This window comes from Nonomuraea sediminis (assembly GCF_018531495.1).
Taxonomy (GTDB): Bacteria; Actinomycetota; Actinomycetes; order Streptosporangiales; family Streptosporangiaceae; genus Nonomuraea; species Nonomuraea sediminis.
In genome coordinates this window covers 895,986-920,845 of record NZ_JAHDTI010000002.1, presented here as the reverse complement: position 1 = coordinate 920,845, position 24,860 = coordinate 895,986, and the positions used below count along the sequence as shown (strand labels likewise).

22 protein-coding genes are annotated in these 24,860 nt (G+C 68.2%); 9 read left to right on the top strand and 13 right to left on the bottom strand.

Features of this window, described 5'->3' with window-relative positions; genetic code table 11:
* Positions 1–29 precede the first annotated feature (29 nt).
* From gyrB to dnaA, 6 genes are all read right to left on the bottom strand, one after another.
* Positions 30–1,973, bottom strand: coding sequence for a DNA topoisomerase (ATP-hydrolyzing) subunit B (gene gyrB, locus KIK09_RS12425; RefSeq protein WP_214319112.1), 1,944 nt, complete (start codon positions 1,971–1,973; stop codon positions 30–32).
* A 303-nt stretch (positions 1,974–2,276) separates the two neighbouring features.
* Complete coding sequence (locus tag KIK09_RS12420; RefSeq protein ID WP_308164047.1) at positions 2,277–2,777, bottom strand: DciA family protein; 501 nt, start codon at positions 2,775–2,777, stop codon at positions 2,277–2,279.
* Entirely contained in the window at positions 2,767–3,999 is a 1,233-nt protein-coding gene (gene recF / locus KIK09_RS12415) for a DNA replication/repair protein RecF (RefSeq protein ID WP_214319111.1), read from the bottom strand. Before recF ends, KIK09_RS12420 begins: the two co-directional genes overlap by 11 nt.
* Before the next feature lie 19 nt (positions 4,000–4,018).
* Positions 4,019–4,942, bottom strand: a complete 924-nt coding sequence (gene gnd, locus KIK09_RS12410; protein ID WP_214319110.1) for a phosphogluconate dehydrogenase (NAD(+)-dependent, decarboxylating) — start codon at positions 4,940–4,942, stop codon at positions 4,019–4,021.
* 58 nt (positions 4,943–5,000) lie between these two features.
* A complete protein-coding gene (dnaN, locus tag KIK09_RS12405; RefSeq protein ID WP_214319630.1) occupies positions 5,001–6,140 on the bottom strand; it encodes a DNA polymerase III subunit beta in 1,140 nt (379 codons plus the stop codon).
* A gap of 523 nt (positions 6,141–6,663) precedes the next feature.
* Positions 6,664–8,220 carry a chromosomal replication initiator protein DnaA gene (gene dnaA, locus KIK09_RS12400; RefSeq protein ID WP_214319108.1) on the bottom strand — a complete coding sequence of 519 codons (1,557 nt, stop codon included), beginning with the start codon at positions 8,218–8,220 and terminating at the stop codon, positions 6,664–6,666.
* A gap of 449 nt (positions 8,221–8,669) precedes the next feature.
* Between dnaA and rpmH the strand changes: the two genes are divergently transcribed.
* From rpmH to KIK09_RS12360, 8 genes are all read left to right on the top strand, one after another.
* A complete protein-coding gene (rpmH, locus tag KIK09_RS12395) occupies positions 8,670–8,807 on the top strand; it encodes a 50S ribosomal protein L34 (RefSeq protein ID WP_043614899.1) in 138 nt (45 codons plus the stop codon).
* A gap of 68 nt (positions 8,808–8,875) precedes the next feature.
* A complete protein-coding gene (rnpA, locus tag KIK09_RS12390) occupies positions 8,876–9,220 on the top strand; it encodes a ribonuclease P protein component (protein WP_308164046.1) in 345 nt (114 codons plus the stop codon).
* A gap of 14 nt (positions 9,221–9,234) precedes the next feature.
* On the top strand, positions 9,235–9,513 hold the full coding sequence (gene yidD / locus KIK09_RS12385; RefSeq protein ID WP_214319103.1) for a membrane protein insertion efficiency factor YidD: 279 nt from the start codon (positions 9,235–9,237) through the stop codon (positions 9,511–9,513).
* Positions 9,514–9,517: 4 nt separating this feature from the next.
* A complete protein-coding gene (gene yidC / locus KIK09_RS12380) occupies positions 9,518–10,444 on the top strand; it encodes a membrane protein insertase YidC (protein ID WP_214319102.1) in 927 nt (308 codons plus the stop codon).
* Between the two features lie 20 nt (positions 10,445–10,464).
* A complete protein-coding gene (locus tag KIK09_RS12375; protein WP_214319629.1) occupies positions 10,465–10,953 on the top strand; it encodes a Jag family protein in 489 nt (162 codons plus the stop codon).
* Positions 10,954–11,597: 644 nt separating this feature from the next.
* Entirely contained in the window at positions 11,598–12,269 is a 672-nt protein-coding gene (gene rsmG / locus KIK09_RS12370) for a 16S rRNA (guanine(527)-N(7))-methyltransferase RsmG (RefSeq protein ID WP_214319100.1), read from the top strand.
* A 245-nt stretch (positions 12,270–12,514) separates the two neighbouring features.
* Complete coding sequence (locus tag KIK09_RS12365) at positions 12,515–13,363, top strand: ParA family protein (RefSeq protein ID WP_214319628.1); 849 nt, start codon at positions 12,515–12,517, stop codon at positions 13,361–13,363.
* Positions 13,364–14,455: 1,092 nt separating this feature from the next.
* The gene (locus KIK09_RS12360; protein WP_214319092.1) at positions 14,456–15,415 is read left to right on the top strand and encodes a ParB/RepB/Spo0J family partition protein; all 960 of its coding nucleotides are present in this window, start codon (positions 14,456–14,458) and stop codon (positions 15,413–15,415) included.
* Between the two features lie 521 nt (positions 15,416–15,936).
* On the opposite strand, the gene KIK09_RS12355 is transcribed toward KIK09_RS12360, so the two are convergent.
* The 3 genes from KIK09_RS12355 to KIK09_RS12345 all read right to left on the bottom strand — a co-directional run bounded on the left by KIK09_RS12355 (position 15,937) and on the right by KIK09_RS12345 (position 20,672).
* Positions 15,937–16,983: a threonine aldolase family protein gene (locus KIK09_RS12355; protein WP_214319091.1), complete on the bottom strand. Its 1,047-nt coding sequence runs from the start codon at positions 16,981–16,983 to the stop codon at positions 15,937–15,939.
* 559 nt (positions 16,984–17,542) lie between these two features.
* Positions 17,543–18,499, bottom strand: coding sequence for a D-alanine--D-alanine ligase family protein (locus KIK09_RS12350; RefSeq protein WP_214319089.1), 957 nt, complete (start codon positions 18,497–18,499; stop codon positions 17,543–17,545).
* 940 nt (positions 18,500–19,439) lie between these two features.
* Positions 19,440–20,672, bottom strand: coding sequence for an aminotransferase-like domain-containing protein (locus KIK09_RS12345; RefSeq protein WP_250573096.1), 1,233 nt, complete (start codon positions 20,670–20,672; stop codon positions 19,440–19,442).
* 248 nt (positions 20,673–20,920) lie between these two features.
* Between KIK09_RS12345 and KIK09_RS12340 the strand changes: the two genes are divergently transcribed.
* The gene (locus KIK09_RS12340; protein ID WP_214319085.1) at positions 20,921–21,538 is read left to right on the top strand and encodes a GNAT family N-acetyltransferase; all 618 of its coding nucleotides are present in this window, start codon (positions 20,921–20,923) and stop codon (positions 21,536–21,538) included.
* Positions 21,539–21,987: 449 nt separating this feature from the next.
* On the opposite strand, the gene trxA is transcribed toward KIK09_RS12340, so the two are convergent.
* From trxA to sigM, 4 genes are all read right to left on the bottom strand, one after another.
* Entirely contained in the window at positions 21,988–22,302 is a 315-nt protein-coding gene (gene trxA / locus KIK09_RS12335; RefSeq protein WP_214319083.1) for a thioredoxin, read from the bottom strand.
* Between the two features lie 10 nt (positions 22,303–22,312).
* The gene (gene trxB, locus KIK09_RS12330) at positions 22,313–23,245 is read right to left on the bottom strand and encodes a thioredoxin-disulfide reductase (RefSeq protein WP_214319081.1); all 933 of its coding nucleotides are present in this window, start codon (positions 23,243–23,245) and stop codon (positions 22,313–22,315) included.
* A gap of 129 nt (positions 23,246–23,374) precedes the next feature.
* Positions 23,375–24,232 carry an anti-sigma factor family protein gene (locus KIK09_RS12325; protein WP_214319079.1) on the bottom strand — a complete coding sequence of 286 codons (858 nt, stop codon included), beginning with the start codon at positions 24,230–24,232 and terminating at the stop codon, positions 23,375–23,377.
* Positions 24,222–24,857, bottom strand: a complete 636-nt coding sequence (gene sigM / locus KIK09_RS12320; RefSeq protein WP_214319077.1) for an RNA polymerase sigma factor SigM — start codon at positions 24,855–24,857, stop codon at positions 24,222–24,224. Before sigM ends, KIK09_RS12325 begins: the two co-directional genes overlap by 11 nt.
* Positions 24,858–24,860: the final 3 nt, after the last annotated feature.

The following is a 24,860-nucleotide window of genomic DNA, read 5'->3' as shown; positions in this document are numbered from 1 at the left end:
GATTTCCTTTTCAGTACGGCGGGCGGGCGCTACACGTCCAGGAAGCGGACGTCTCGTGCGTTGCGGATGATGAAGGCCCGGCGGGCTTCGACGTCCTCACCCATCAGCACGCTGAACATCTCGTCCGCCTGGGCGGCGTCGTCGAGCGTGGCCTGGCGCAGCAGGCGGGTGGCCGGGTCCATCGTGGTCTCCCACAGCTGCTGGGCGTTCATCTCGCCCAGACCCTTGAACCGCTGGACGCCGTCGTGCAGGCGCGGGTCGCGGCGGCCGTTGCGGATGCCCTCCTCGATGATCGCGTCACGTTCGCGGTCGGAGTAGGCGTAGGAGGCGTCGTCGCCGCGCCTGTCCCACTTGATCTTGTACAGCGGCGGCTGCGCCATGAACACGTGGCCGCCCTCGATCAGCGGCCGCATGAACCTGAACAGCAGCGTCAGCAGCAGCGTGGTGATGTGCTGGCCGTCGACGTCGGCGTCGGCCATGAGGATGAGCTTGTTGTAGCGCAGCTTGCCGATGTCGAACTCGTCGTGCACGCCGGTGCCCATCGCGGTGATCAGCGACTGGACCTCGGTGTTCTGCAGGACCTTGTCGACCCTGGCCTTCTCGACGTTGAGGATCTTGCCGCGGATCGGCAGGATCGCCTGGAAACGCGAGTCGCGCCCGCCCTTGGCGGAGCCGCCGGCCGAGTTTCCCTCGACGATGAACAGCTCGCACTTGTCGGGGTCGTTCCACTGGCAGTCGGCCAGCTTGCCGGGCAGCCCGCTGCCGGACTCAAGCAGCGACTTGCGCCGGGTCAGGTCGCGCGCCTGGCGGGCGGCGATACGCGCCCTGGCGGCCTGCAGCGACTTGTTGATGATGTCCTTGGCCTCGCCGGGGTTGCGCTCGAACCAGTCGCGCAGGTGGTCGTTGCAGGCCTTCTGCACGAACGACTTGGCCTCGGTGTTGCCCAGCTTGGTCTTGGTCTGGCCCTCGAACTGCGGGTCGGCCAGCTTGATCGACACGATCGCGGTCAGGCCCTCGCGGACGTCCTCACCGGAGAGGTTGTCGTCCTTGCCCTCCTTGAGGAACTTCTGCTCGCGCGCGTAGCGGTTGACGATCGTCGTCAGCGCCGCGCGGAAGCCCTCCTCGTGGGTGCCGCCCTCGGCCGTGTTGATCGTGTTGGCGAAGGTGTAGACCGACTCGGAGTAGGAGTTGTTCCACTGCATGGCGATCTCGACGGAGATGCCCTCGCCGTGCTCCTCGAAGTCGATGATCGAGGCGTGCGCCGGATCCTTCTTGGAGTTGAGGTGCGCGACGAAGTCGGCCAGGCCGCCCTCGTAGCAGTACTCGACCCGGACGGGCTCGCCGTTGACGTGGTCGGGCCGCTCGTCGGTGAGCGCGATCGTCAGGCCCTTGTTGAGGAAGGCCATCTCCTGGAAGCGGCGCGAGAGCGTCTCGAAGTTCCAGGTGGTGGTCTCGAAGATGTCGGGATCGGCCCAGAACGTGATCGTGGTTCCGGACTCGTCGGTCTCCTCGTCCTGCGACAGCGGCGCGACGGGCTTGGAGTGCTCGTAGCGCTGCCGCCAGAAGTGGCCGTTCTGCTTGACCTCCACGTCCATGGCTGTGGACAGCGCGTTGACGACGGCCGAGCCGACTCCGTGCAGGCCGCCGGAGACGGCGTAGGACTTGCCGTCGAACTTGCCGCCCGCGTGCAGCGTGGTCAGCACGACTTCGACGGCCGAGCGCTTCTCGACCGGGTGAATGCCGGTCGGGATGCCGCGGCCGTTGTCGATCACGCGCACGCCGTTGTCGGCGAGCAGCGTGACGTCGATGTGGTCGGCATGACCCGCGAGGGCCTCGTCCACCGCGTTGTCCACAATCTCGTAGACCAGGTGGTGGAGACCGCGCTCGCCGGTCGAACCGATATACATACCCGGGCGCTTGCGAACCGCCTCAAGCCCCTCGAGTACGGTGATTGAGCTAGCGTCGTAGGACAAGTGCGAAATCCTCCTGCCGCGGACACGCGGCGGGGGATGCGCTATGTACGTGCTGCCCCTGCCGTGCCCGTCACCGTCGTGAGTGCCCCGATGCGTTGGTCACCCGGGGGAGTCGGCTGCTGCGCATGCCGGGGGTGACACGCAAGCGGACGTGTCCGGAATCCGCTTTCATTCTACCGGCTCTGAGCGCCCAAGGTGGCATTGAACGCGCCTGTAACGGCCTGTCGCCCGTTTTCCCCCCGGGCAAAGCATCCCCCCACGGGTTGGGGGGTCATCGCCTCTGCGGCTGTCTGATCGGTTTTCTCAGCCGTACGTGTCCCCGGGACCCCGACTTCCGGTCACCCGGAGACCCCCCGTCGGGCGAGGCGCATTCTGGGGTCCTTTGACCTTGACTTTCGTCACGGTCCCGTCGCCGAGCTCCTCGTTGAGCCTGCGCACCAGCGTGCGGGCCAGCAGCCGCACCTGGGTGGCCCAGGCGGTGGAGTCGGCCAGGACGATCACCTCGCCGTCGTCGAAGGTGTCCGGCTTGGTGTGTGCGGCCAGGTCAGGGCCGACGATGTCGGCCCAGCGGCCGAACACGCCGCCGACGGCCGCCGACTGCTCCCAGCCGCGGTCGGCGAGCAGGTCCATGATCGCCCGGCCGAACAGCTGTGGATCGCCGGCCTCCCTGCGCGGCCCCGCCGCCTTGCGCCGCGGCTCGCGCCGGGGGAGCTGGCCGCGCTTGGCCGCGTCGGCCTTGGCCTGGGCGAGCTTCTCCCTGGCCATGGCGGCGCCTCTGGCGGCCGTGTTGTCCTCAGCGGACACGGGTCACACTCCCCTCGGCGACGTCGAATCGGGCACCGACCAGCTCGGGCGGGATGTCGTCGTCCACAGCCGCGGTGATGAGGACCTGCTCGGCCGGGGCGACGATCTCGGCCAGGCGGCGCCTGCGCTGGCTGTCGAGCTCGGCGAAGACGTCGTCCAGGATGAGCACGGGGTCGCCGCCGTCGGCCCGCAGCAGGTCGTAGGCGGCCAGGCGCAGCGCGAGCGCGAACGACCATGACTCGCCGTGGCTGGCGTAGCCGCGCGCGGGCAGCTCGCCCAGGCCCAGGATCAGGTCGTCGCGGTGCGGTCCGATGAGGGTCACGCCGCGTTCGAGCTCTGCCTGGCGCACCTCCAATAGCCGCTCCCGCATCCGCTCTTCAAGGGTTTTCCCCAAGTCTGTGGATAACGTCTGTGCATCGGAAGATCCAGGTTTACCGGCGTCTTCGTCCTCCGCGTCGTCCCCACCTGTGGACAACGTGCTGCGGTAGGCGAGCGTCGCGGGGGCGCTGGAGGGGGCCAGCGCGGCGTAGGCGCCGGCGACCAGCGGGCGCAGCGCCTCGATCAGATCGAGCCTGGCTTGCAGCAGTTCGGCGCCGTGCCTGGCGAGGTGTGCGTCCCACACCTCCAGCGTGCTGAGCACGTCGCCGGCGCCTGCCGCGGCGAAGGCGCTGTCGGCCTCCGCCCTGCGGCTGCCGCGGCTGCCACGCCGCTGCTGCGCCGCCGTACGCAGCAGGGCGCCGCGCTGCTTGAGCACGCGGTCGTAGTCGGCCCTGACGCCGGCGAAGCGCGGGCTGCGCGCGACCAGCAGGTCGTCCATGAACCGGCGCCGTTCGGACGGGTCGCCCTTGACCAGGGCGAGGTCTTCGGGGGCGAACAGCACCGTGCGCAGCAGCCCGACGACGTCGCGCGGGCGGGACACGGGGGAGCGGTTGAGCCGCGCGCGGTTGGCCTTGCCCGGGTTGATCTCCAGCTCGATCAGCGCGCGCCGGTCCTCCCTGTGGATGGCACAGCGCACGATCGCCCTGGCGGCGCCCTGGCGCACCAGCGGCGCGTCGTTGGCCACCCGGTGGCTGGAGTGCGTCGCCACGTAGCCCAGCGCCTCGACCAGGTTGGTCTTGCCCTGACCGTTGGGCCCCACGAAGGCCGTGATGCCCGGCTCCAGGCCGAGCTCCACGGATGCGTAGGACCGGAAGTCGGTCAGCGAGAGGTGGGCGACGTGCACCCCAAAAGGGTAGTGGGCCTCAGGCCAGCTTGGGCGGCGTGACGTCGGCTCCAGGCGAGTCGGCGCCCTTCGTCTCCTCGACGGCGTGGCCACCGAACTGGTTGCGCAGCGCAGCGACCACCTTCATGGCGGGCGAGTCGTCCTGCCGGGAGGCGAAACGGGCATAAAGCGCGGCGGTGATCACCGGCAGCGGGACCGCGTGATCCACAGCCGCCTGGACCGTCCACCGGCCCTCGCCCGAGTCCTGTGCATAACCCTTCAGGTTCGACAGCCCCGGGTCTTCGTCCAGCGCCCGTACCATCAGGTCGAGCAGCCACGAGCGGATGACCGTGCCGTGCCGCCAGCTGGCGAACGAGCCCCTGACGTCCTTGACGATGTCGGAGGCCTCGAGCAGCTCCCAGCCCTCGGCGAAGGCCTGCATCATGCCGTACTCGATGCCGTTGTGGACCATCTTGGCGAAGTGGCCCGCGCCGACGTCGCCGGCGTGCACGAAGCCGTCCTCGCCCTCGGGCTTGAGGGTCTCGAAGACCGGCATGACCTGCTGGACGTGGGCCTCGGTGCCGCCGCACATGAGCGCGTAGCCGTTCTGCAGGCCCCAGACGCCGCCGCTGACTCCGCAGTCGACGAAGCCGATGCCCTTCTCGGCCAGTTCGGCTGCGTGCTTCTGGTCGTCCACATAGTGGGAGTTGCCGCCGTCGACGACGATGTCGCCCTCGCCGAGCAACTCGCCGAGCGCGTCGACGGTGTCCTGCGTGGGCTTGCCCGCGGGGACCATGACCCAGACCGCCCGCGGCGCCTCCAGCCGGTCGACGAGCTCCTTCAGGCTGCCGACGTCGCTGATCGACGGATCACGGTCGTATCCGATCACCTCATGGCCGCCGCGGCGCAGCCGCTCGGCCATGTTGCCACCCATCCGGCCGAGGCCGATCATGCCAATCTGCATCTGTATCTCCCCCTAAGGATCCATCATCCCTTACCCGCTCAGGGGATCCTGTCACAGGTCAGCTTGACAGGCGGATCGGCATGATCAGATAGCGGTAGTCGGGGGTGGCGTCGTCGTCCACAGGCTTGCCGCCGGTGAGGATGGCGGGCTTGGTCGAGGTGGTCATCTGCAGCCGCGCGACGTCGGAGTCGATCGCGCCCAGGCCCTCGAGCAGGAACTGGTGGTTGAAGGCGATGTTCATCTCCTCGCCCTCGTAATCCACAGGCAGCACCTCGACGGCCTGCGCCTCGTCGCCGCTTCCCGCCTCCAGGACGACCTCGCCGCTCTTGAAGGCCAGCCGTACGGGGGTGTTGCGCTCGGCGACCAGCGCCACGCGCTTGACGGCCTCAACGAACGGGCCTGTGGACAAGTCGGCGCGCGCGGAGAACTCGGTGGGCAGCAGCGAGCGGTACTTGGGGAACTCGGGGTCGAGCAGGCGCGTGGTGGTCCTGCGGCCCGCGCTGGAAAAGCCGATCATGCCCTCGCCGGTGCCGCCGGCGGAGCTGAGCGCGATCTCGACCTCGGCGCCGGTGGCGCCGAGCGCCTTGGCCGTGTCGGCGAGCGTCTTGCCGGGGATCATCGCCACGGTCGCGAGGTCGGGCTGCCCCGGCTGCCACTTCAGTTCCCGTACGGCAAGCCGGTAGCGGTCCGTGGCGGCGAGGGTCACGGTGTCGCCGTCGATCTCCATCCGGACGCCCGTCAGCATCGGGAGCGTGTCGTCGCGGCCCGCGGCGACGGCGACCTGGCTCACCGCGGAGGCGAACACGTCGCTGCCCACCCGCCCGGCGGCCGGCGGCATCGCCGGCAGGGAGGGGTAGTCCTCCACAGGCATGGTCAGCAGGGTGAAGCGGGCGCTGCCACAGGTGACGATCGCCTTGGCGCCATCGATCACGAAATCCACAGGCTGTGCGGGAAGGGCGCGGGTGATCTCGGCGAGCAACTTGCCCGAGACCAGGACGACGCCCGCCTCACCGGTCTGCGGCTCGAGCGTCACCTCGGCGGAGACCTCGTAGTCGAAGCCGGACAGTTTCAGCTGCTGTTCCTCGGTGACCTCCAGGCGCATCCCCGCCAGGACGGGCACCGACGGGCGCGCGGGGAGGCTGCGGGCCGTCCATGCCACCGCCTCAGCGAGGACGTCTCGCTCGATTCGGAACATCACGGTCATCAGCCTCCTGCTGTTCGTCGTTGACTCAAGTGTTCACTCTCCCGCACCTGAGTTCCGGGAGAACCCCTCTATGGGTCTTGAGTTTCTTAGTAAGAGAGATGTGTGGTCTTCACAGTAGGGGCGGTGGATACTGTGGATAGCCGTTGTTTCCGCTGGTCAGCGGGCGGATTTTCATCCACTCCACATGTGGGTGACGCCTGGGGAGAACTGTGGCGGCTGGGGATGACGATCCGATCCACACAGGCCGTCCCCAGATCTTGGGGGGTTCATCCACTGGCTATCCACCATGTTTCCACCGGTTGTCCACGGGGTAAAAGGGACTCCCGTGACCGCTCAGAAGAGTGTGCACAGGGCGTCCACAAGTCGTCCACGAGTAGTCCCCAGGTTCTCCCCAAGGTGTCCCCACCCTTATCCCCAGGCACTGTGCAGGAGAATTTTGGACGAATGCCACCCAATGGCCCGCCGTCTCCGGCGTTTCCGCTGATCCACAGCGTTTTCCACAGGGTGTGCATAAAGCTCAGGATCCGCGAGAGTTCTGCTTGATGCGCATCGTCAGCTCGTTGACCTGGTTGTACATGGACCGGCGTTCCGCGATGAGCGAGCGGATCTTGCGTTCGGCGTGCATGACCGTGGTGTGGTCGCGGCCGCCGAACTGCTGACCGATCTTGGGCAGCGACAGGTCGGTGAGCTCCCGGGCCAGGTACATGGCGATCTGGCGGGCGTTCACCAGAGCGCGGCTGCGGGAGGTTCCGCACAGGTCGTCGATGCTGATGCCGAAGTACTCGGCGGTCATGTCCATGATCTTGGCGATCGTGATCTCGGGACCCGACTCGGAGGTGATCAGGTCCTTCAGCACCACCTCGGCCAGCTGGAGATCCACACCCTGCCTGTTGAGGCTGGCGAAGGCGGTCACCCTGATCAGGGCGCCCTCCAGCTCGCGGATGTTGGTGGAGATCCGGCTCGCGATGTACTCGAGCACCTCCGGCGGCGCGGCCAGGCCCTCCTGGATGGCCTTCTTCCTGAGGATCGCGATGCGCGTCTCCAGCTCGGGCGGCTGGACGTCGGTGATCAGGCCCCACTCGAACCGGTTGCGCAGCCGGTCCTCCAGCGTGATCAGCTGCTTGGGTGCGCGGTCGCTGGAGATGACGATCTGCTTGTTGGCGTTGTGGAGGGTGTTGAAGGTGTGGAAGAACTCCTCCTGCGTCTGTTCCTTGCCCTCCAGGAACTGGATGTCGTCCACGAGCAGGATGTCGATCGCGCGATAGCGGCTGCGGAAGCCGTCGGCCTTGTGGTCGCGGATGCTGTTGATGAAGTCGTTGGTGAACTCCTCCGAGCTCACGTACCTCACCCGCGCGCCGTCGTACAAGGACTGCGCGTAATGGCCGATCGCGTGCAGCAGGTGAGTTTTCCCCAGCCCGGAATCGCCGTAGATGAACAGCGGGTTGTACGCCTTCGCCGGCGATTCGGCCACCGCCACTGCGGCCGCGTGCGCGAATCGGTTGCTGGCGCCGATGACGAATGTCTCGAATGTGTACTTCTGGTTAAGCCTGGCCGGTTCGCTGGGCTTGTTGCTCTTCGCTTCCCAGCGATTCGGCTCGGGCTTGTCGACCTGGGGCTGTTCAAAACCGAACTGCGGCTGTGGATATTCAGTGGATATCTGCGGCGGCTCGGGCTGTGGGCTGTAGAACTGCGGAGGCTCCGAGGCCTGGTAGGACGGGGTTTGCGGGGGCTGTGCAAAACGCGGCTGCGGCTCTGGGGATTGGGGATAACTCTGAGTCACAGCCTGGGGATGCGGGTCGGGCCCACGCTGGTCGGGAGCCGTGGTGTCGATCATCACGGCCAGCCGCATGTTCCTGCCGAGCTCCTGCGACAGCGCGTGGGCCACCAGCGGGCGCAGCTTGCCCTCGATGAGGTCCTTGAGGAAGTCGTTGGGGACGCCAAGCACGATCGTGTCGTCGGCCAGCGCGATCGGGCGCACCATGGCCAGCCACGTGCGCTGCTGGATGGGGACGCTGTCGTTGAGGAAGTTTCCCAGGGCTCGCGCCCAGACCGCGCCGAGGTCACCACCGTTCATGCCGTGGTTCCCCCTCCTTCCTCTCGCGGCCCCCCGCGATCGTTTATCCACACATGGCGGCTGCCCACTCGGGCTCCCGGGCTTTCCGTCCACAACGCGGCGCCCGCGCATGATCCCCAAGCTCTCCACAGGAGATCCACAAGCTGTGCACAGCGGTAGAGCGGGTCCGGAAGGCCCGACAGTATCTGTGTGCACACCTGTGTTCAAGACGTTGTCCACAGCCTAGTGGCACCTCGATGCACATACTGTGGACGTGAGCCCAGCGGTGGAAAACTCACATGTGGAAACGTGGATAACCGTCCGCGCCGGTTCCCTCAGTTTGACCTAGGCCATGCTCGACCCGTAACGTACGACGGTCGGCTTGTCACGCGACGGCTATTTCGCATGCCCGCTGGGGCGGCCCGTGACAGGTCATTCCTGTGTCTAAGCGTCAAGCCTGGAGCCCACCCGTGAGCAAGCGTACTTTCCAGCCGAACAACCGCCGCCGCGCGAAGACCCACGGTTTCCGGCTGCGCATGCGCACTCGGGCCGGTCGCGCCATCCTGGCTGCTCGCCGCCGCAAGGGCCGCGAGAAGCTGTCGGCCTGATCGCCCCGAGCCGGATCCACCTCGTCCGCCCGCCGGTGATTCTCGCCGGCGGGCGATAGGCGTCTTCTGTGCTAACGCGAGAGTTCCGCATGCGACGCGGGGAGGACTTCGCCACCGCTGTCAAACGCGGAAAGCGAGTCGGCCGGCCCACTTTGGTGGTGCATCTCCACGTTTGTGGGGAAGAAGACCCATTGGTTGGCTTCGTGGTAGGTCGGGCCGTGGGTGGCGCCGTGGTGCGCAACAAGGTCAAGCGACGCCTCCGACACCTGATGCGAGACCGACTGCACCGGCTTCCGAGAGGTAGCCTGCTTGTGGTACGCGCCAATCCACGGGCCGCGTCTGCGCGACACGAGCAGCTTGCCGCCGAACTCGACGTCGCGCTGGATCGTTTACTAGGGCGGCGCGAGTCCTGATGGATGTGCGACAGATGACGGAGCAACCGCAAGGGGTGCCGAGCCTACCCGCTCGGATCTTGATCATCCCGATTCGGTTCTATCGGGCCTTCATCAGCCCGATGCTCGGTCCGCGCTGCCGCTTCTATCCATCGTGCAGTGCCTACGGACTCGAGGCGATAGCCGTACATGGAGCATTGCGCGGCACCTGGCTGACTGTCCGGCGCATCGGGCGGTGCCACCCATTCCATCCCGGAGGTATAGACCCGGTGCCCCCACGCCCGGTTCGGTCCCACGAAACGCAAGGGAGCTAGCTCGGTGGAGCTGTCCTGGCTCAATTGGCTGTACACAGCCGTCGCCTGGGTCATCACCCAGATCCATTCGTTCTACAGCACTGTGCTGGATCCGAACAGTGGGCTGACCTGGGCGTTGACCATCATCTCGCTGACCATCTGCATGCGGATCCTCATCTTCCCGCTCTTCCTCAAGCAGATGCGCTCGTCGCGGAAGATGCAGGAGCTGGCGCCGAAGGTCCAGGAGATCCGCAAGCGCCACAAGAACGACAAGCAGCGCATGAACCAGGAGGTCATGGCGCTCTACCAGGGGGCCGGCGCCAACCCGCTGGGCGGCTGCCTCCCTGTCGTCGCGCAGTTCCCGATCTTCATCTCCATGTTCACCGTGCTCCGTGCGATCGCGGCGGACCAGGCGAAGTTCGGCATGTCCCAGGAGCTGGTCGACAGCGCCAAGCACGCCTCGATCTTCGGCGCGTACCTGCCTGAGACGTTCTGGGGCGCTCCCGAGGTCTCCCAGAAGATCGTGATCGGCTGCTTCGTGGCCGTCAGCTCGCTGACGACCTTCCTGACGGTACGGCAGAGCGTCACGCGCTCCATGGCGCAGATGCCTGACAACCCGATGGCGCAGCAGCAGAAGATCCTGATGTACATCTCTCCGCTGTTCGCCTTCTTCAGCCTGAACTTCCCCCTCGGTCTGATCATGTACTGGGTGACCACCAACCTGTGGACGCTCGGCCAGCAGCACTGGTTCTACAGCCGGCACCCGATGCCGCAGTTCGACGACAAGGGCAACGCCATCCCGGTCGAGCCCAAGCCCGGCCTCATCGCCAAGCTGCGCAAGAGCGACACTTCCGAGGAGTCGGCACCTCAGGCGCCGCCGGAGCCTAAGATCATCAGGCAGCAGCCTCAGCGCCAGTCCCGCAGCAAGCGCACCGGCAGCAAGAAGTCTTGAACATGAAGGAGAGGCCGGCCATGACCGAGGCCGAGCAGGAGAAGGCTCCTGATGTGAGCGCGCTCGAGCAGGAGGGCGAGATCGCGGCCGACTACGTCGAGGGCCTGCTGGACATCGCCGACATCGACGGCGACATCGACATGGACGTCGAGGGCGACCGCGCGCTCGTCTCCGTCGTCGGCGTCAAGGGCAACGAGCTGGTGGGGCGTGAGGGCGAGGTCCTCGAGGCGCTCCAGGAGCTCACCCGGCTGGCCGTGCACCGGCAGACGGGGGAGCGGTCGCGGCTGATGCTCGACGTCGCCGGCTACCGGGAAAGGCGGCGGGCGGAGCTGACCAAGCTCGGCACCCAGATCGCCTCCCAGGTCAAGGATCGCGGGGAGCCGCAGTCGCTGGACCCGATGACGCCGTTCGAGCGCAAGATCGTCCACGATGCGGTGGCGGCTGCCGGGCTTCGCAGCGAGTCCGAGGGTGAGGAGCCCAACCGCTACGTCGTCGTCCTTCCGGCCTGACACGTTCTTTATCGGCCGCCCGCCCAGGGTTCCTGGGCTGGCGGCCGTTGGTTTGTGCGGCTTGCTTTAGGTTTGACGGGCTTTGCGTACGGCGGGCCTTTATGTCCGGGTGGCTCTTGTGTACGGCTCCGCCGGACGGGACCCAGGTCGCGCCTCACTACATGGTGCCCAGGTCGCCCCTCACCGGGCCGGGCCCGCGTCACGCCTCACTGCGCGGGGCCAGGCCGCGCCCACCGGGCGAGGACCCATATCGCGCCTCACCGAACCGGGACCCGCGTCGCGCCCTTCCGAGTGGGAGCCGTGTTGCGCCCTTCCAGGCGGGATCCGCGTTGCGCCTTTCCGTGTGCGAACCGCGTCCCGCCTTTCCGCGCCGGGGTCGGTGAGACTTTGTGCGGTGGTCTTCCGGCGCCTGTGCGGTGGGAAGCCGGCGACCGGGGTGCCTGCTCTACGAAGCGCCGTGACGGCGGGCAAGAGGCCCCGACTCGCCGCGAGCGCCGGGCGCGGGTCCTGAGCCGAAGTGTGGCGGGCGGTCGGTGGCGGTTGCCCGCCGTACGGGCTGTGTGTGACCAAGCCGTTGATGTGTCAGTACCCTTGCGAGAGGGCGAATTCCGCCGAACCCGGACCTCAGAAAGGGCCAGCAACCAGTGAGCGATGAGCTACCTCCGCCGCCGGAGATCGCGCGGGAGGTCTTCGTCGGCGAGGCCTGGGAACAGGCCAACGCGTTCGCCGATCTGCTGGCGGGCCCGGGCGTCGTGCGAGGGCTGCTTGGGCCGCGCGAGGTGCCGCGGATCTGGGACCGGCACCTGCTCAACTGCGCCGTGGTCGAGGAGGCGATCCCCGAGGGCGTCCGCCTGGTCGACATCGGCTCCGGCGCCGGGCTGCCTGGCCTCGTGCTGGCCATCGTGCGTCCCGATCTGTCCGTGACGCTGCTCGAGCCCTTGCTCCGCCGTACGGTGTTCCTCCAGGAGTGCGTCGATGCGCTCAAGCTCGACAACGTGGAGGTGCTGCGCGGTCGGGCGGAGGAGTTGGCGGGTAAGCGGGAGTTCGACGTCGCGTGCGCCCGTGCTGTCGCGCCGCTTGACCGGTTGCTGAAGTGGTCCCTGCCTCTTCTGGGCGAAGGCGGCGAGCTCATTGCCATGAAGGGGGAGCGCGCGGCGGGGGAGCTTGCTGAGGCGGAGGCTCAGTTGAAGAGCGCTGGGGTCCGATCCGCTGAGCTTGTGACCGTCGGGCGCGGTAAGGTCGAGCCGCCCGCGACATTGGTTCGGGTGGTGGCGGGTCGCCCGCCGGAGCGTGGGAGGCGGCGACGAAGGAGGTGACGGTCGTGCCGGTCGCGTCGAGCGGGCTTGGCTGGCCGGACAGCCCTCCGTCCGAAAGTCCAACCGGGGTTGGATGGCCCGAAATGGGCGTGTCGCGAGAGCGAATTCCCGGCACCAGCATGCCTCTGGTTGAAAGGATGGCAATCGTGACCCAGACCCCCCTGAACCCCGGTGATTCGCCGTTGGTACGAGAGGCGCTTAGCTCAGTGGTTTCACGTGAAACATCCGCGACCCAGACGGCCCCCATGCCTGGCGAGGTCATTGACTCAAGTGTCCAGTCCGGCGGTTCCTCCGGTGGGGCTTGGCCGCGTCCTGGCAAGACCCGTGTGATCGCCGTGGCCAACCAGAAGGGGGGCGTCGGCAAGACCACCACGACGGTCAACATCGCCGCGGCTCTCTCGATGAATGGCCAGCGCGTGCTTGTCGTGGACCTCGACCCGCAGGGAAACGCTTCGACGGCCTTGGCCACCGAGCATCGCGGTGACATTCCGGACGTGTACCAGGTGCTCGTGGACGACCTCCCGATGGCGGACATCGTCAAGGAGGTGCCGGAGATGCCGGGCCTCTACTGTGCGCCCGCCACGATCGACCTCGCCGGCGCCGAGATCGAGCTCGTGTCGCTGGTGGCCAGGGAGGCGCGCCTGCGTCGCGCGTTCACGGCCTTTGACGCGATTGAGCTGGACTACATCATCATCGACTGCCCGCCCTCGCTCGGCCTGCTGACGGTCAACGCGCTCGTCGCGGCGGACGAGGTCATGATCCCCATCCAGTGCGAGTACTACGCGCTCGAAGGGCTCGGGCAGCTGATGCGCAACGTCGACCTCATCAAGGCTCACCTCAACCCGACGCTGAGCCTGTCCACGATCGTCCTGACGATGTACGACGGCAGGACGCGGCTGGCCTCGCAGGTCGCCGATGAGGTCCGCGCCCACTTCGGCGACACGGTCCTCAATACGGTGATCCCCCGGAGCGTCCGCCTCTCGGAGGCGCCCAGCTACGGCCAGTCGGTCATGACATACGACCCCGGCTCCAGCGGCGCCATGGCCTACCTCGACGCAGCCCGCGAAATAGCCTTCCGCTCTACCCCCGCCTAACCATTCCCCTCACCACCCCACCACCCTTATCCCACCGCGCGGCACCTACCTCAACCCACCGGCGGGGCACCTACCTCAGCCCACCCGCGGCACCTACCTCAACCCACCCGCGCGGCATCTACCTCAGCCCTCCCACGCGGCACCTACCTCAGCCCACCCGCGGGGTCTATTTCAGCCCACCGCGCGGGCGCCTATGCCCGCCAAACCTCTCCGCCGCCGCACCTCCCAAGCCACCGCGCGGCCGCCCCCTCACACACTCCTCCCACCCCGCCTCAGCACACCCGGCTACCCAGCCCACGCCTGACCGCGCCAGGCTTCCCTAGTTCGCTGCCTACATCCGCATCGCGCGCGCCTACCTGCCTTGCCCGTATCCAAGTCGCGCGCCCCGCCCCCGCCTTGACGCTTTCACGCCGCCCGCGCCCACGCCCCGCGACGCCCGCTTCCGTGCCGCCCGCGTCGGCGCTCCAGCGTCCCCGCTCGCTCTGTATTGCGCCTGCCCGCGTTGTCCGCGCCCCACGTTGTCCGCGCGCCCCATGCCTGCGCCGCACGCCCGCCCGCGCTCCCCGCGCCGCATGCGTATTTGCTGGCGCCCGCTTCGCTCGCGCCCGCGTTTCCCGCGTTCCCCGCGTTCCCCGCATTCCCCGCGTTCCCCGGGTTCCCGCGCCCGCATGTGTATTGCCGGCGCCCTCCTCGCTCACGCCCGCGTTTCCTCCGCCCGCCTCGCGCGTTGCCTGCGTCCGCGTTGCTCGCGTCCGCGTTGCCTGAACCCGCATTGCCCGAGCTGGCTTGCCCGCGTCCGCGCTCCTCGCGCTTCCCGCGTCCGGGCTTCCCGAGCCTCCGAGCCCCACGCTGCTCGCGCCTGCGCCCCCTGCTTCCGCGCCGCGCGTTGCTCGCGTCTATGCCTTGCTCCTGAGCCGCGCGGCGGCACGGGAGCGTGGAGTTGGGGGTGGGGAGGGGTGGGTTTTGTGGGCTTTCGGAGGGCGGGTGGGTAAATCCGGCGGAACCGGGTGTGGTGAGGGGACACCGGGTTGGGCTGGCGACGGTAACCTCTCCAGGAGTGACCGGAGTCGGCCGGGTGGATGAGGAGACGCAGTGAGTCAGCAGCGGCGGGGATTGGGCAAGGGTCTCGGGGCGCTCATTCCGACCGGTCCTATCGTTGACGGCACCGGGACTGTGGCCCCCGCGAACGGCTCGGCGGCCGACAGCGGTCCGAAGCCGATCGCCGGGGCGTACTTCAAGGAAGTCAGCCTCACCGCCATCGTCCCCAACCCGCGCCAGCCGCGTGAGGTGTTCGACGAGGAGCGTCTCCAGGAGTTGGCCGCCTCCATCAAGGAGGTCGGGCTGCTCCAGCCGATCGTGGTGCGCTCGGTGGGCGGTGGGCAGTACGAGCTGATCATGGGGGAGCGTCGCTGGCGCGCCTGCCAGCTCGCCGGACTCGAGCAGGTGCCCGCTATCGTCCGCAACACGCAGGACGACGCGCTTCTCCTGGACGCCCTCATCGAGAACCTTCAGCGGGAGCAGCTGAACGCTCTGGAAGAGGCGGCCGCCTACCAGCAGCTGCTGGACGACTTCCAGGCGACGCACGAGCAGCTGGCTCAGAAGGTCGGCCGTTCTCGCTCTCACATCACCAACACGCTCCGCCTCCTCAACCTCCCGCCTGAGGTCCAGCTCCGCGTTGCCGCCGGCACGATCAGCGCGGGACACGCCCGTGCCCTCCTCGGCCTGGAGAGCCCGGAGGAGCAGGTTCAGCTCGCCAAGCGCATCGTGGCGGAACTCCTCTCGGTGCGTGCCGTGGAGGAGATCGTCTCCATGGGGAGTGCCAAGGCTGCCAAGAACGCGCCCCGCGAGCGTCAGGCCAACCGCCCCACCGCGCCCGGCCTCACCCATCTCGCCGACCGCCTCTCGGATCACTTCGAGACCAAGGTGAAGGTGGACCTGGGTCGGCGGAAGGGCCGGATCGTCGTGGAGTTCGCCACGATCGACGACCTCGAGCGCATCATCGGCACCATGGCCCCCGAGGCCGCCCGCGCCCTCCGCAGTCTCGACGAGTAGCCACCACTCGCCCTCTACGCCTAACCTTTCGACGCGGCCGACCACCACACGCGCTTCGACGCCTAACCCCCCTCGACCTACCCGACTACGACACGCGCCTCGACGCCGCACCGCTACCGACCGCGCAGCAGAGAGCCACTACGGGCCCGCTGGTTTCGGGGGGCATCACCGACGTCTGGGGCTCGGGTCACCACACGCCTTGCGGTGCGTGGCATTACCAACCTCAGGAGTCTGGCTCTGCAGGGGCAGAGCTCGGGCCGGTGCTGATCCCCATGAGGCCGAGCTTGGGGCATGGCGGCAGGGTGTTTCACGTGAAACGTGGCTGGGATTGGGCGCTCTCGGGCAGTTGCGGTTTCACGTGAAACAGAGCCCGTGCGGTCGCTGGCTTGGCGTGGTTTCACGTGAAACCGTCAGGGGATTCCGGCGGAGGATCAAGAGGGGCCGGATGCGGCAACGAATGATTCAGGCCGTGGCATGTTTCACGTGAAACCGGAGCCGTGGTGAACCGGGGCTCTTGTGGGCTACGCGGGGATCGCCTTGCGGATGTCTTCCAGGAAGTCGTCGACGTGTTGCTCCGTGGTGTCGAAGGCGGTCATCCAGCGGACGACGTCCGTTGTCTCGTCCCAGTAGTGGAACAGGTAGCGCTCCAGGAGGGTCGCGCTGGCGTCGTGGGGGATGGCGGCGAAGACGGCGTTCGACTGGACCGGGTAGGCGATCGAGACGCCGGGGATGTCGGTGAGGCCGTCGGCGAGGCGCTTGGCCATCGCATTGGCGTGGGTGGCGTTCTTGCGCCAGAGGTCGTCTGCGAGGAGTGCCGAAAGTTGGGCGGAGATGAAGCGCATCTTGGACGCGAGCTGTAGGGACTGGCGCCGCAGGAACGGGACGGCGTGTGCCAGGGAGGCGTCGAGGACGACGACCGCCTCGGCGGCCAGGGCGCCGTTCTTGGTGCCGCCGAAGCTGAACACGTCTACGCCTGCCTCCGTGGTGATGGCCTTCAGGTCGCAGTTGAGGTACGCGCCGGCGTTGGCCAGTCGGGCGCCGTCCACGTGGAGTCGTAGGCCGGATGCGTGTGCTGTCTCGGCGAGGGTGGCGATCTCGGCGGGGGAGTAGCAGGTGCCGAGTTCGGTCACCTGGGAGATGGAGACTACGGTCGGCTGCGATTCGTGGGGGTTGCCGATGCCACCCAGGCGGCTCGTGATGTCGGCAGGGCGGAGCTTGCCATCGTCGGTGGGGACGGTGATGAGCTTCACGCCGAGCAGTCGTTCGGCCGCGCCCGCTTCGTGCGTGGCGATGTGCGCGCTGTCGGCACAGATGATCGCGTCGTAGCGGCCGAGGATCAGGGCCAGACCGACCATGTTGGCGCCGGCCCCGTTCAGTACCGGGAAGCTTTCTGCGCCCAGGCCGAACACGTCCTTCACCCGCTCCTGGAACGCGGCCGTCCATCGGTCGCCGCCGTACGCGGGAGCGTCGCCCTCGTTCGCCGTCGCCATGGCTTGAAGGATCGTGGGGTGGACGCCGGCATGGTTGTCGCTGGCGAAGCTCTTGGGGTAAGTCGAATCGATCAGCACAGAGCCAGGCTACTTTCACCGCCGCTACGCCAAGAAGGGCGCTAGGTCCGGAGGAGCCTGAAGGGCCCTTACACCCGAGGAACGCTACGCCCGGGGAACGCTACCTCAGGGGATCGGGCGATTGCAGGGATGTAGATCAGGGCGGGAGTGCCTCCAGGGTCAGCGCAGGAGGTGTCCGGGGCGGAGCGAGGGGTGTCCGGGGTCAGGGCCGGAGGCCATGTGGGATCAGGGGGAGCCGTCCAGGGGCGGCGTAGGAGGTGTCCAGGGTTAGCGCGGGGCTGTCCGCGCGGAGCGGGGGCATCCGGGGTCGAGGCTGGAGGGCATTGGGGATCGCGTGGGAGGCATCCGGACGTTGAGGCAAGCCCTCGTGGCGCGAGCTTGTGGGGAGTCAGGCAAGCGCGCGGGTTTGGGTGACGGTCTCACCACATGGGGATCGGGCGCAATAGCGGCGCGGGCTCCGCGGATTCAGGTGGCGTGGAGCGGCGTTGGGGAGGGCGTGGGTGGGCGGGCGGGACCCGTACCTCTGGAGGCGGCGGGAGCCGTACCTCTGGGGGGAGGGTTAGGGGCGCGAGCGGTGGGCGGCGGATTGGAGGAGGGCGCGGCAGAGGTCGCCCAGGTCTCGTCCGGCGGCTTCGACGGCCATGGGGAGGAGGGAGGTTTCTGTCATGCCGGGGGCGACGTTGACTTCCAGGAAGTGGGGGCGGCCCTCGGGGTCGACGATGAGGTCCGTGCGGGAGATGTCGCGGAGGCCTAGTGCCGTGTGGGCCGTTACGGCAGCTTCGGCGCAGGCGGCTGCCGCCTCGTCGGAAAGGCGGGCGGGGGCGAAGAACTCCGTGTGTCCGGCGGTGTAGCGGGCGGCGTAGTCGTAGACGCCTTCGTCGGGGACGATCTCGACGGCCGGGAGTGCGACCGGGCCCTCGCCCAGGTCGACCACGGAAACGGCGACCTCGATGCCGTCGATGTAGCGCTCGATGAGGGCCGTGTCGCCGTACGCGAAGCAGCCCACCATCGCGGCAGGGAGTTCCTCGGCGGTGCGGACGATCGAGGCGCCCAGCGCGGAACCGCCGCGGGCGGGCTTGACGAAGAGCGGCAGGCCGAGCTGGTCGATGATCCTGGCCAGCACCACCGACGCGCCCAGGTCGTGGAAGGTCTCCTTGGGCAGCGTGATTGACTCCGGCGTGAGCAGGCCGACGGATCGGATGACCGCCTTGGCCGTCGGCTTGTCGAACGCCACCCGGCACGCGTCAGGGTCGGCGCCCACGTACGGCACGTTGAGGAGCTCGAGCACCGATCTGATCGCGCCGTCCTCGCCCGCTCCGCCGTGCAGCGTGACGAACACGGCGTCCGGCGGGTCGGCCAGGATCGAGGGTACGAGCGACGCGTCCGTGTCGCGGGCCTCGACGTCGATGCCTGCCGCCCGCAGCACCTCGCTGACCCGGCGACCAGAGCGCAGCGACACCTCCCGCTCGTAGGAGAGTCCGCCGGCCAGCACCAGCACGTGGCCCAGATCGCTCATCACATCTCCTCCGCTGATCGCCCGCTGTCCAAAGGTACCGGCGTCAGACCCCCATGATGTACGGCCGGCCTCTCCCACACCCCACGATTCCCCCAACCCCTCCCCGAGCCGCCATGGCGCAGGGTATGGGGGCCTGGTGCGGTGGCCGGTAGGGGGTGTGGGCTTGGCCACGAGAGATCTCCGACGGGCACACGTGGAGGAAGGTGCGGCCTGGGTGCTACGACGCGGGCAGTTGTGGGATGCGCCTCGGGAGGAGTGGCGCGGGAGTGCATGGGATGGAGGTGGCGGACGAAAGGAACGGCGGATGGACGCGCCGGGGGAGGGAAGTGCGGCGTGGCCGAGGAGGAGGGGAGGGCGTGCCTGGGATGGGATACGCGGGAGTGCGTGGGATGGCGGTGGTGGCGAAGGGCAGGCGTGCGTGGGATACGCCTGCGGCGAGGCACGCCGGGGAGAGGGACGCGCAGGGGAAGGGATGCGCTGGGAAGGGATGTGCGCGGGAACGGGGTGCGCCAGGAAGGGGATGCGCCGGGAAGGGATACGCGCGGGAACGGGGTGCGCGGCGGGAGGGGGTGGGGGTGTGTAGGGGCCCGTCAGGAAGGGGTTGTGGCATGTCCGAGGGGCGGCCGCGCTGGGGAAGGGAACGCGGGCCTGGGGCGCGCTAAAGGGAGGCATGCCGAGGAGAGAGCGCAGGAGCGGGGGCGCGCCGGGAAGGGGGATGCGGCCGCAAGAGATGTGGTGGGGGAAGAGATGCGGTGGGGGAAGAGATGCGGTGGGAAGGGGGCGCGTCACGAAGGAGGGACGTGCGGGAAGGGGATGCGGCGGGAAGGGGGGCGCGTCACGAAGGAGGGACGTGCGGGAAGGGGGCGCGCCGAGAGGGGCGCGTGGGGAGGTGGCGGGATTGGGAGGGGTACGGCGCCGCTGTACCCCTCCCAATCGGGCGTTAGGCGAGGTCGGGGCCCGGGGTGTCTACGCCTGTGTGGGTGGGGGCGGTGCCGGTGCCGAAGGTGTCGCGGAGGCGGAGTTCCTGCTCGATGACCCCGGCGAGGCGGCGGACGCCTTCGCGGATGCGGTCCGGCTGCGGGTAGCAGAACGACAGGCGCATCTGCCGGGACCCGCTGCCGTCGGAGAAGAACCCGGTGCCGGGCACGAAGGCGACGCGTTCCGCGACGGCGCGGGGCAGCAGGGCCTTGGAGTCGAGGCCTTCCGGCAGCGTGGCCCACACGAAGAACCCGCCGGCCGGCTTGGTCCACGTGACACCGGGGGGCATCAATGCCTCCAGGGCGTCGAGCAGCGCGTCGCGTCGCTCGCGGTAGAGCTCCCTGAACGTCTTGATCTGCTCCCGCCACGGCTGCGTGGCCAGGTACTGCCCGACGGCCAGCTGCGTGAACGACGAGTGCGACAGCACGGCCGACTCCATCGCCAGCACGAGCTTGTCGCGGATGGCGTGCGGTGCGAGGGCCCACCCGACGCGGAAGCCGGGGGCGAGCGTCTTGGAGAACGACCCCAGGTACACCACTCCGTCGGAATTGTCGGCCCGCAGGGCGCGCAGCGGCTCGCCGTCGAAGCCGAGCAGGCCGTACGGGTTGTCCTCGACGATCAGGATCCCGGCACGGTGGCAGATGTCGAGCACCTGCTGCCGCCGCGCCACGTTCATCGTGACGCCGCCGGGGTTGTGGTAGGTCGGGATCGTGTAGAGGAACTTGATCCGCGTGCCCGTGACCTGCAGCGCGTGGATGGTCTGGGCGAGCGACTCAGGGATGATGCCCTGATCGTCCATGGCGATATGCACCACGCGAGCCTGATATGCGGCAAATGTCCCCAGCGCCCCTACGTATGAGGGACCTTCGGCCAGAACCACGTCACCCGGGTCGATGAAGATCCGGGTGATCAGGTCGAGCGCCTGTTGTGAGCCCACGGTGACGACCACGTCGTCCGCCCCGGCCTCGATCCCCTCCAGCCGCATGACCTCGCAGATCTGCTCGCGCAGGTGCGGATCGCCCTGCCCGGAGCCGTACTGCAGCGCGACGGGGCCACGCCTGGTGACCAGGTCGGAGACCAGCTCGCCGACCATGTCGAGGGGGAGGGCCGTGACGTACGGCATGCCGCCGGCGAGCGAGACCACCTCGGGCCTCGACGCGACGGCGAAAAGAGCTCGGATCTCGGAGGCGACCATCCCGGTAGCTCGTGCGGCGTACCGATCGACGTAGGCGTCGATGCGCGACCCTTGGGTCGCGGGTGTCCGACCGTGATCCTGCTCTTCTGTCACGGTCCACCTCCTAGGTGTCAATTTGACCTGAGAAACCAGAGTACGTGACGGGCCACGAGTGGCGTGCACCCGCTCCCCTCATCGTCACTGGGCTACGATGCCAGCTATAGACGCGGTTTTCGCGCGCTTTTCCGGGCAAACGATTGGGGCCCTAGTTGTCGCGTCGGCTGGTCAACATCACCCTGGATAATCTGGACGATCTGCCGCGGCGCTGCCGGCGGTGCGTGTTCTGGGAGCTCGACCCGGTCAGCGGCGAGCGCGCGGTGGAGTCAGGCGATCCTGCGCTGGAGAAAGAGGCGTGGATCTCGGCCACGCTACTCGAGTGGGGTAGTTGCGGCAAGATCGCGTATGTCGACGGAGTGCCCGCCGGTTTTGTCCTCTATAGCCCGCCTTTGTATAGCCCGCGTTCTGTGGCCTTTCCGACCTCGCCCGTCAGCGCGGACGCGGTTCTGCTGATGACCGCCCACATCGTGCCCGAATTCTCCGGTGGGGGGCTGGGGCGCATGCTCATCCAGGGCGTCGCGAAGGACCTCACGCGCCGCGGCGTCAAGGCCATCGAGGCGTTCGGTGACCTGAAGTGGGAGGAGCCGAGCTGCGTGGTGCCCGCCGACTACCTGCTTTCGGTGGGCTTCAAGACGGTACGCCCGCATCTGCGCTTCCCGCGCCTCCGGCTGGAGCTCAAGACGGCCGTGTCGTGGCGCGAGGACGTCGAGGTCGCCCTGGAACGCCTTCTCGGCTCCATGACCCCAGAACGCGCCCTCCGCCCCGTCTAGGCCGTTTCAGGGGCTTTTGGGCCGCGGGGGCTCTGGTACGGCGAGGCCTCCGCCACCGGCCGCCCGCCGTCGTGTGCTGAGGGCCCGCTTCCGGCGCTTCCGGCGAGTCGGTGCCGCTTGCCCGCCGTCACGACGTTTCGTTCTCCGGGCACCACGGTCCCGCTTCGCCGCCGTACAGGGCGCCGATCTCCGCCGTACCCCGTCTCGCCGACCCGGCGCCCGGCGCCCGGCATGGCGTCTGGGAGAGGCCCATCGCGGGGCATCGGGAAAGTTTGGCCAAAAACGAACGGGACCCGCTTCCCGGGGGAAGTGGGTCCCGTATGTCGTGATGGCGGGAGAGTGTCGCCGACTCGCCGGAAGCGCCGCTCGCGGGTCCTCAGCCGAAGTGCGGCGGGCGGCCGGTGGCGGCGGCTCGCCGTACCCAAGAATCTCGCCGTACCCAAGAACGGCTAAATGATCCCCTCGAGGTCGCGGAGGAGGAGAGCCTTCGGCTTGGCGCCGATGATCTGCTTGACGACCTCGCCGTTCTTGTAGACGTTCATCGTCGGGATCTGCAGCACCCCGTAGTCGCGCGGCACCTGCGGGTTCTCGTCGATGTTCAGCTTGACGATCTCCAGCTTGTCGCCGTGCTCCTTGGCGATCTCCTCCAGGATGGGAGCAACCTGACGGCACGGGCCGCACCACTCCGCCCAGAAGTCGACCAGGACGGCCTTGTCGCTCTTGAGGACCTCTGCCTCGAAGGTGGCGTCGGTAACAGCCTTCACGGTGCGCTCCCTACTTCTCGTTGGTGGCCAGCCAGCGCTCGGAGTCGAGCGAGGCGGAGCAGCCGGTGCCGGCCGCGGTGATGGCCTGACGGTAGATGTGGTCGACCGCGTCGCCGGCGGCGAAAACGCCGTCGATGTTGGTCTCGGTCGTGGGGGCGGCCACCTTGATGTAGCCGTTCTCGTCGAGGTCGATCTGGCCCTTGACCAGGTCGGTGCGCGGGTCGTGGCCGATGGCCAGGAACAGCGCGTCGGTCGCCAGCTCGCTCTCCTCGCCGGTCTTGACGTTGCGCAGCTTCACGGCCTCGACCTTGGAGTCGCCGAGCACGTCGACGACCTCGCTGTCCCAGATGAAGCGGATCTTGTCGTTGGCGAACGCCCGCTCCTGCATGATCTTGCTGGCGCGCAGCTCCTCGCGGCGGTGGACGACGGTGACCATCCGGCCGAACCGGGTCAGGAAGATGGCCTCCTCCATCGCGGTGTCGCCGCCGCCGATGACCACGATGTCCTTGTTGCGGAAGAAGAAGCCGTCACAGGTGGCACACCAGGACACGCCGCGGCCGGACAGGCGCTTCTCGTTCTCCAGGCCGAGCTCGCGGTAGCCGGAACCCATGGCCAGGATGACCGACTTGGCGTAGTAGGTGTCGGTGTAGGTCTTGACCACCTTGGGGTTGGCCTCAAGGTCCACCTCGACCACGTCGTCGGCGACCAGCTCGGCGCCGAAGCGCTCGGCCTGCTTGCGCAGGTTGTCCATCAGGTCGGGGCCCATGATGCCGTCGGGGAACCCGGGGAAGTTCTCCACGTCGGTGGTGTTCATGAGCGCGCCGCCCGCGGTGACGGAGCCCTCGAAGACAAGCGGCTTGAGTTCGGCGCGTGCGGAGTAGACGGCCGCGGTGTATCCGGCCGGACCCGACCCGATGATGATCACGTTACGAACGTCGCTCAACGCTCTCACGCCTTCCTCGTCTGCTGTTGCTGCTGGCCTCAACAGATCCTAGGGCGTTGGCATTCCCACCCCCTACCCACAACGCGCAAGAGCCCGCCGAAGCGGGCTCTTGCGTGGGCTTTGTGTGGTTTACCAGCGTCCGAGGATCGCCTTACGCAGCGGCTTGCAGTTGTAGGGGTCGATGACATCGACGCGAACCCGCTTGGCCGCCTTGTCCTTCCACGAGGTGACGACGAGCGCGTCCTGGCCGTTGTACTGGCCCTGGTCGACGGCGAAGGCCTTGAGGTTGCTCCGGTCGTTGATCCGGTTGACACACTTGGTGACCTTGTCGACGTCGGCCGATCCGCCTCCGACGATGGGCGCCGGAGCCAGGAAGCCCTCCAGCGGCTGGCGCAGCTCGCCGTCGCTGTAGTTGTGGCCGCTGTCGGTCAGCGTGAACCTCTTGGCCTTGGTGTGGTCCTTGGGCGGCGAGGCGGACTGGGCCAGCTGTGGCCCGCCCGTGCTCGGGGTCCCGCCTCCTGAGGCGAGCAGACCGGTCGAGACCGCCGCCGTGCCGACCACCACCGCGGCCGCGGCCGCCGCCACCGCGGGCATCGCCCAGCGCCGGCGTCTCCGCTGCGCAACCCTGATGGTGCCGTCGTCGTTGACCACGCCGAGCCTGACCGGCTCCTCGACTGGCTTGCTCTCCCATGGCGCGTCGCGCATGAGATCGTCCCAGTCGGGTGCTGTCACAAGGCCGACACCCCCGCCCGCGGCCCCTGCCTCGGCGGCCAGCGCCTTGTCGATGCGCAGCGCCACCCCCATCGGCATGGCCGGCGTGGGAGTCGCCGCGAGCACCTCGCGAACCGCCGCCAAGTCTGCCAGGAGCTCCCCACAGGGGTCGCATACCGCGAGATGCTCGCGTACCTGGCGGGCCGTACCGGCGTCCAGGAGGCCCTCGGCCAGCTCGGCCAGGATCTCCAGATCGTAGTGCGTATCACCCGTCACGAAGTTCTGCTCCCTTCGCGGATGAGACGCGAGTGAGGTCAGATCGGTTCCGCAGATGCGAAAGAATTGGGGCAAGTTTCGCGCGACCCCGCGCGCACCGGCTCTTCACGGTGCCGCTGGGTACTTCAAGCACCTGAGCTGCGTCTTCGACGGAATAGCCCATCATGTCGACCAGCACGAGCGCCGCCCGCTGGTCGGCGGGCAGCATTTTCAGCGCGGCCGAAACCTCCATCGAGACTTCGCGCTCGACGGTCTGGTCGGGCATCGGGGTGTCGCGCTCGGCGGCTTCGATGAGCTCGTCGTCGGCCACCGGCCGGACGGACTTCCTGCGCATCCGGTCGAGGCAGGCGTTGACGACGATGCGATGGAGCCAGGTGGTGACCGCGGCCTCGCCACGGAAGGTGTTCGCCTTCCTGTAGGCGGACACGAAGGCATCCTGTACGGCATCTGCCGCCTCGTCGGGGTCGCCGAGGGTCCGCAGGGCGACCGCCCACATGCGGTCCCGGTGCCTCTTGACTATCTCGCTGAACGCATGTGGATCCCCGTCGATGTGCGCGGCCAGCAGCTCGGCGTCCGTGACGGCCGGGCGCTCCGCGCCGGAAGGTGTGTCAGGTGGGGAGTTCACAAG

Coding starts and splice junctions, on each gene's coding strand:
- KIK09_RS12365 (WP_214319628.1), top strand. CDS start 12,515: ATGCCTGGCGAGGTCATTGACTCAAGTGTCCAGTCCGGCGGTTCCTCC.
- dnaA (WP_214319108.1), bottom strand. CDS start 8,220: ATGAACGGTGGTGACCTCGGCGCGGTCTGGGCGCGAGCCCTGGGAAAC.
- KIK09_RS12350 (WP_214319089.1), bottom strand. CDS start 18,499: ATGAGCGATCTGGGCCACGTGCTGGTGCTGGCCGGCGGACTCTCCTAC.
- KIK09_RS12345 (WP_250573096.1), bottom strand. CDS start 20,672: ATGGTCGCCTCCGAGATCCGAGCTCTTTTCGCCGTCGCGTCGAGGCCC.
- KIK09_RS12375 (WP_214319629.1), top strand. CDS start 10,465: ATGACCGAGGCCGAGCAGGAGAAGGCTCCTGATGTGAGCGCGCTCGAG.
- gnd (WP_214319110.1), bottom strand. CDS start 4,942: ATGCAGATTGGCATGATCGGCCTCGGCCGGATGGGTGGCAACATGGCC.
- yidD (WP_214319103.1), top strand. CDS start 9,235: ATGACGGAGCAACCGCAAGGGGTGCCGAGCCTACCCGCTCGGATCTTG.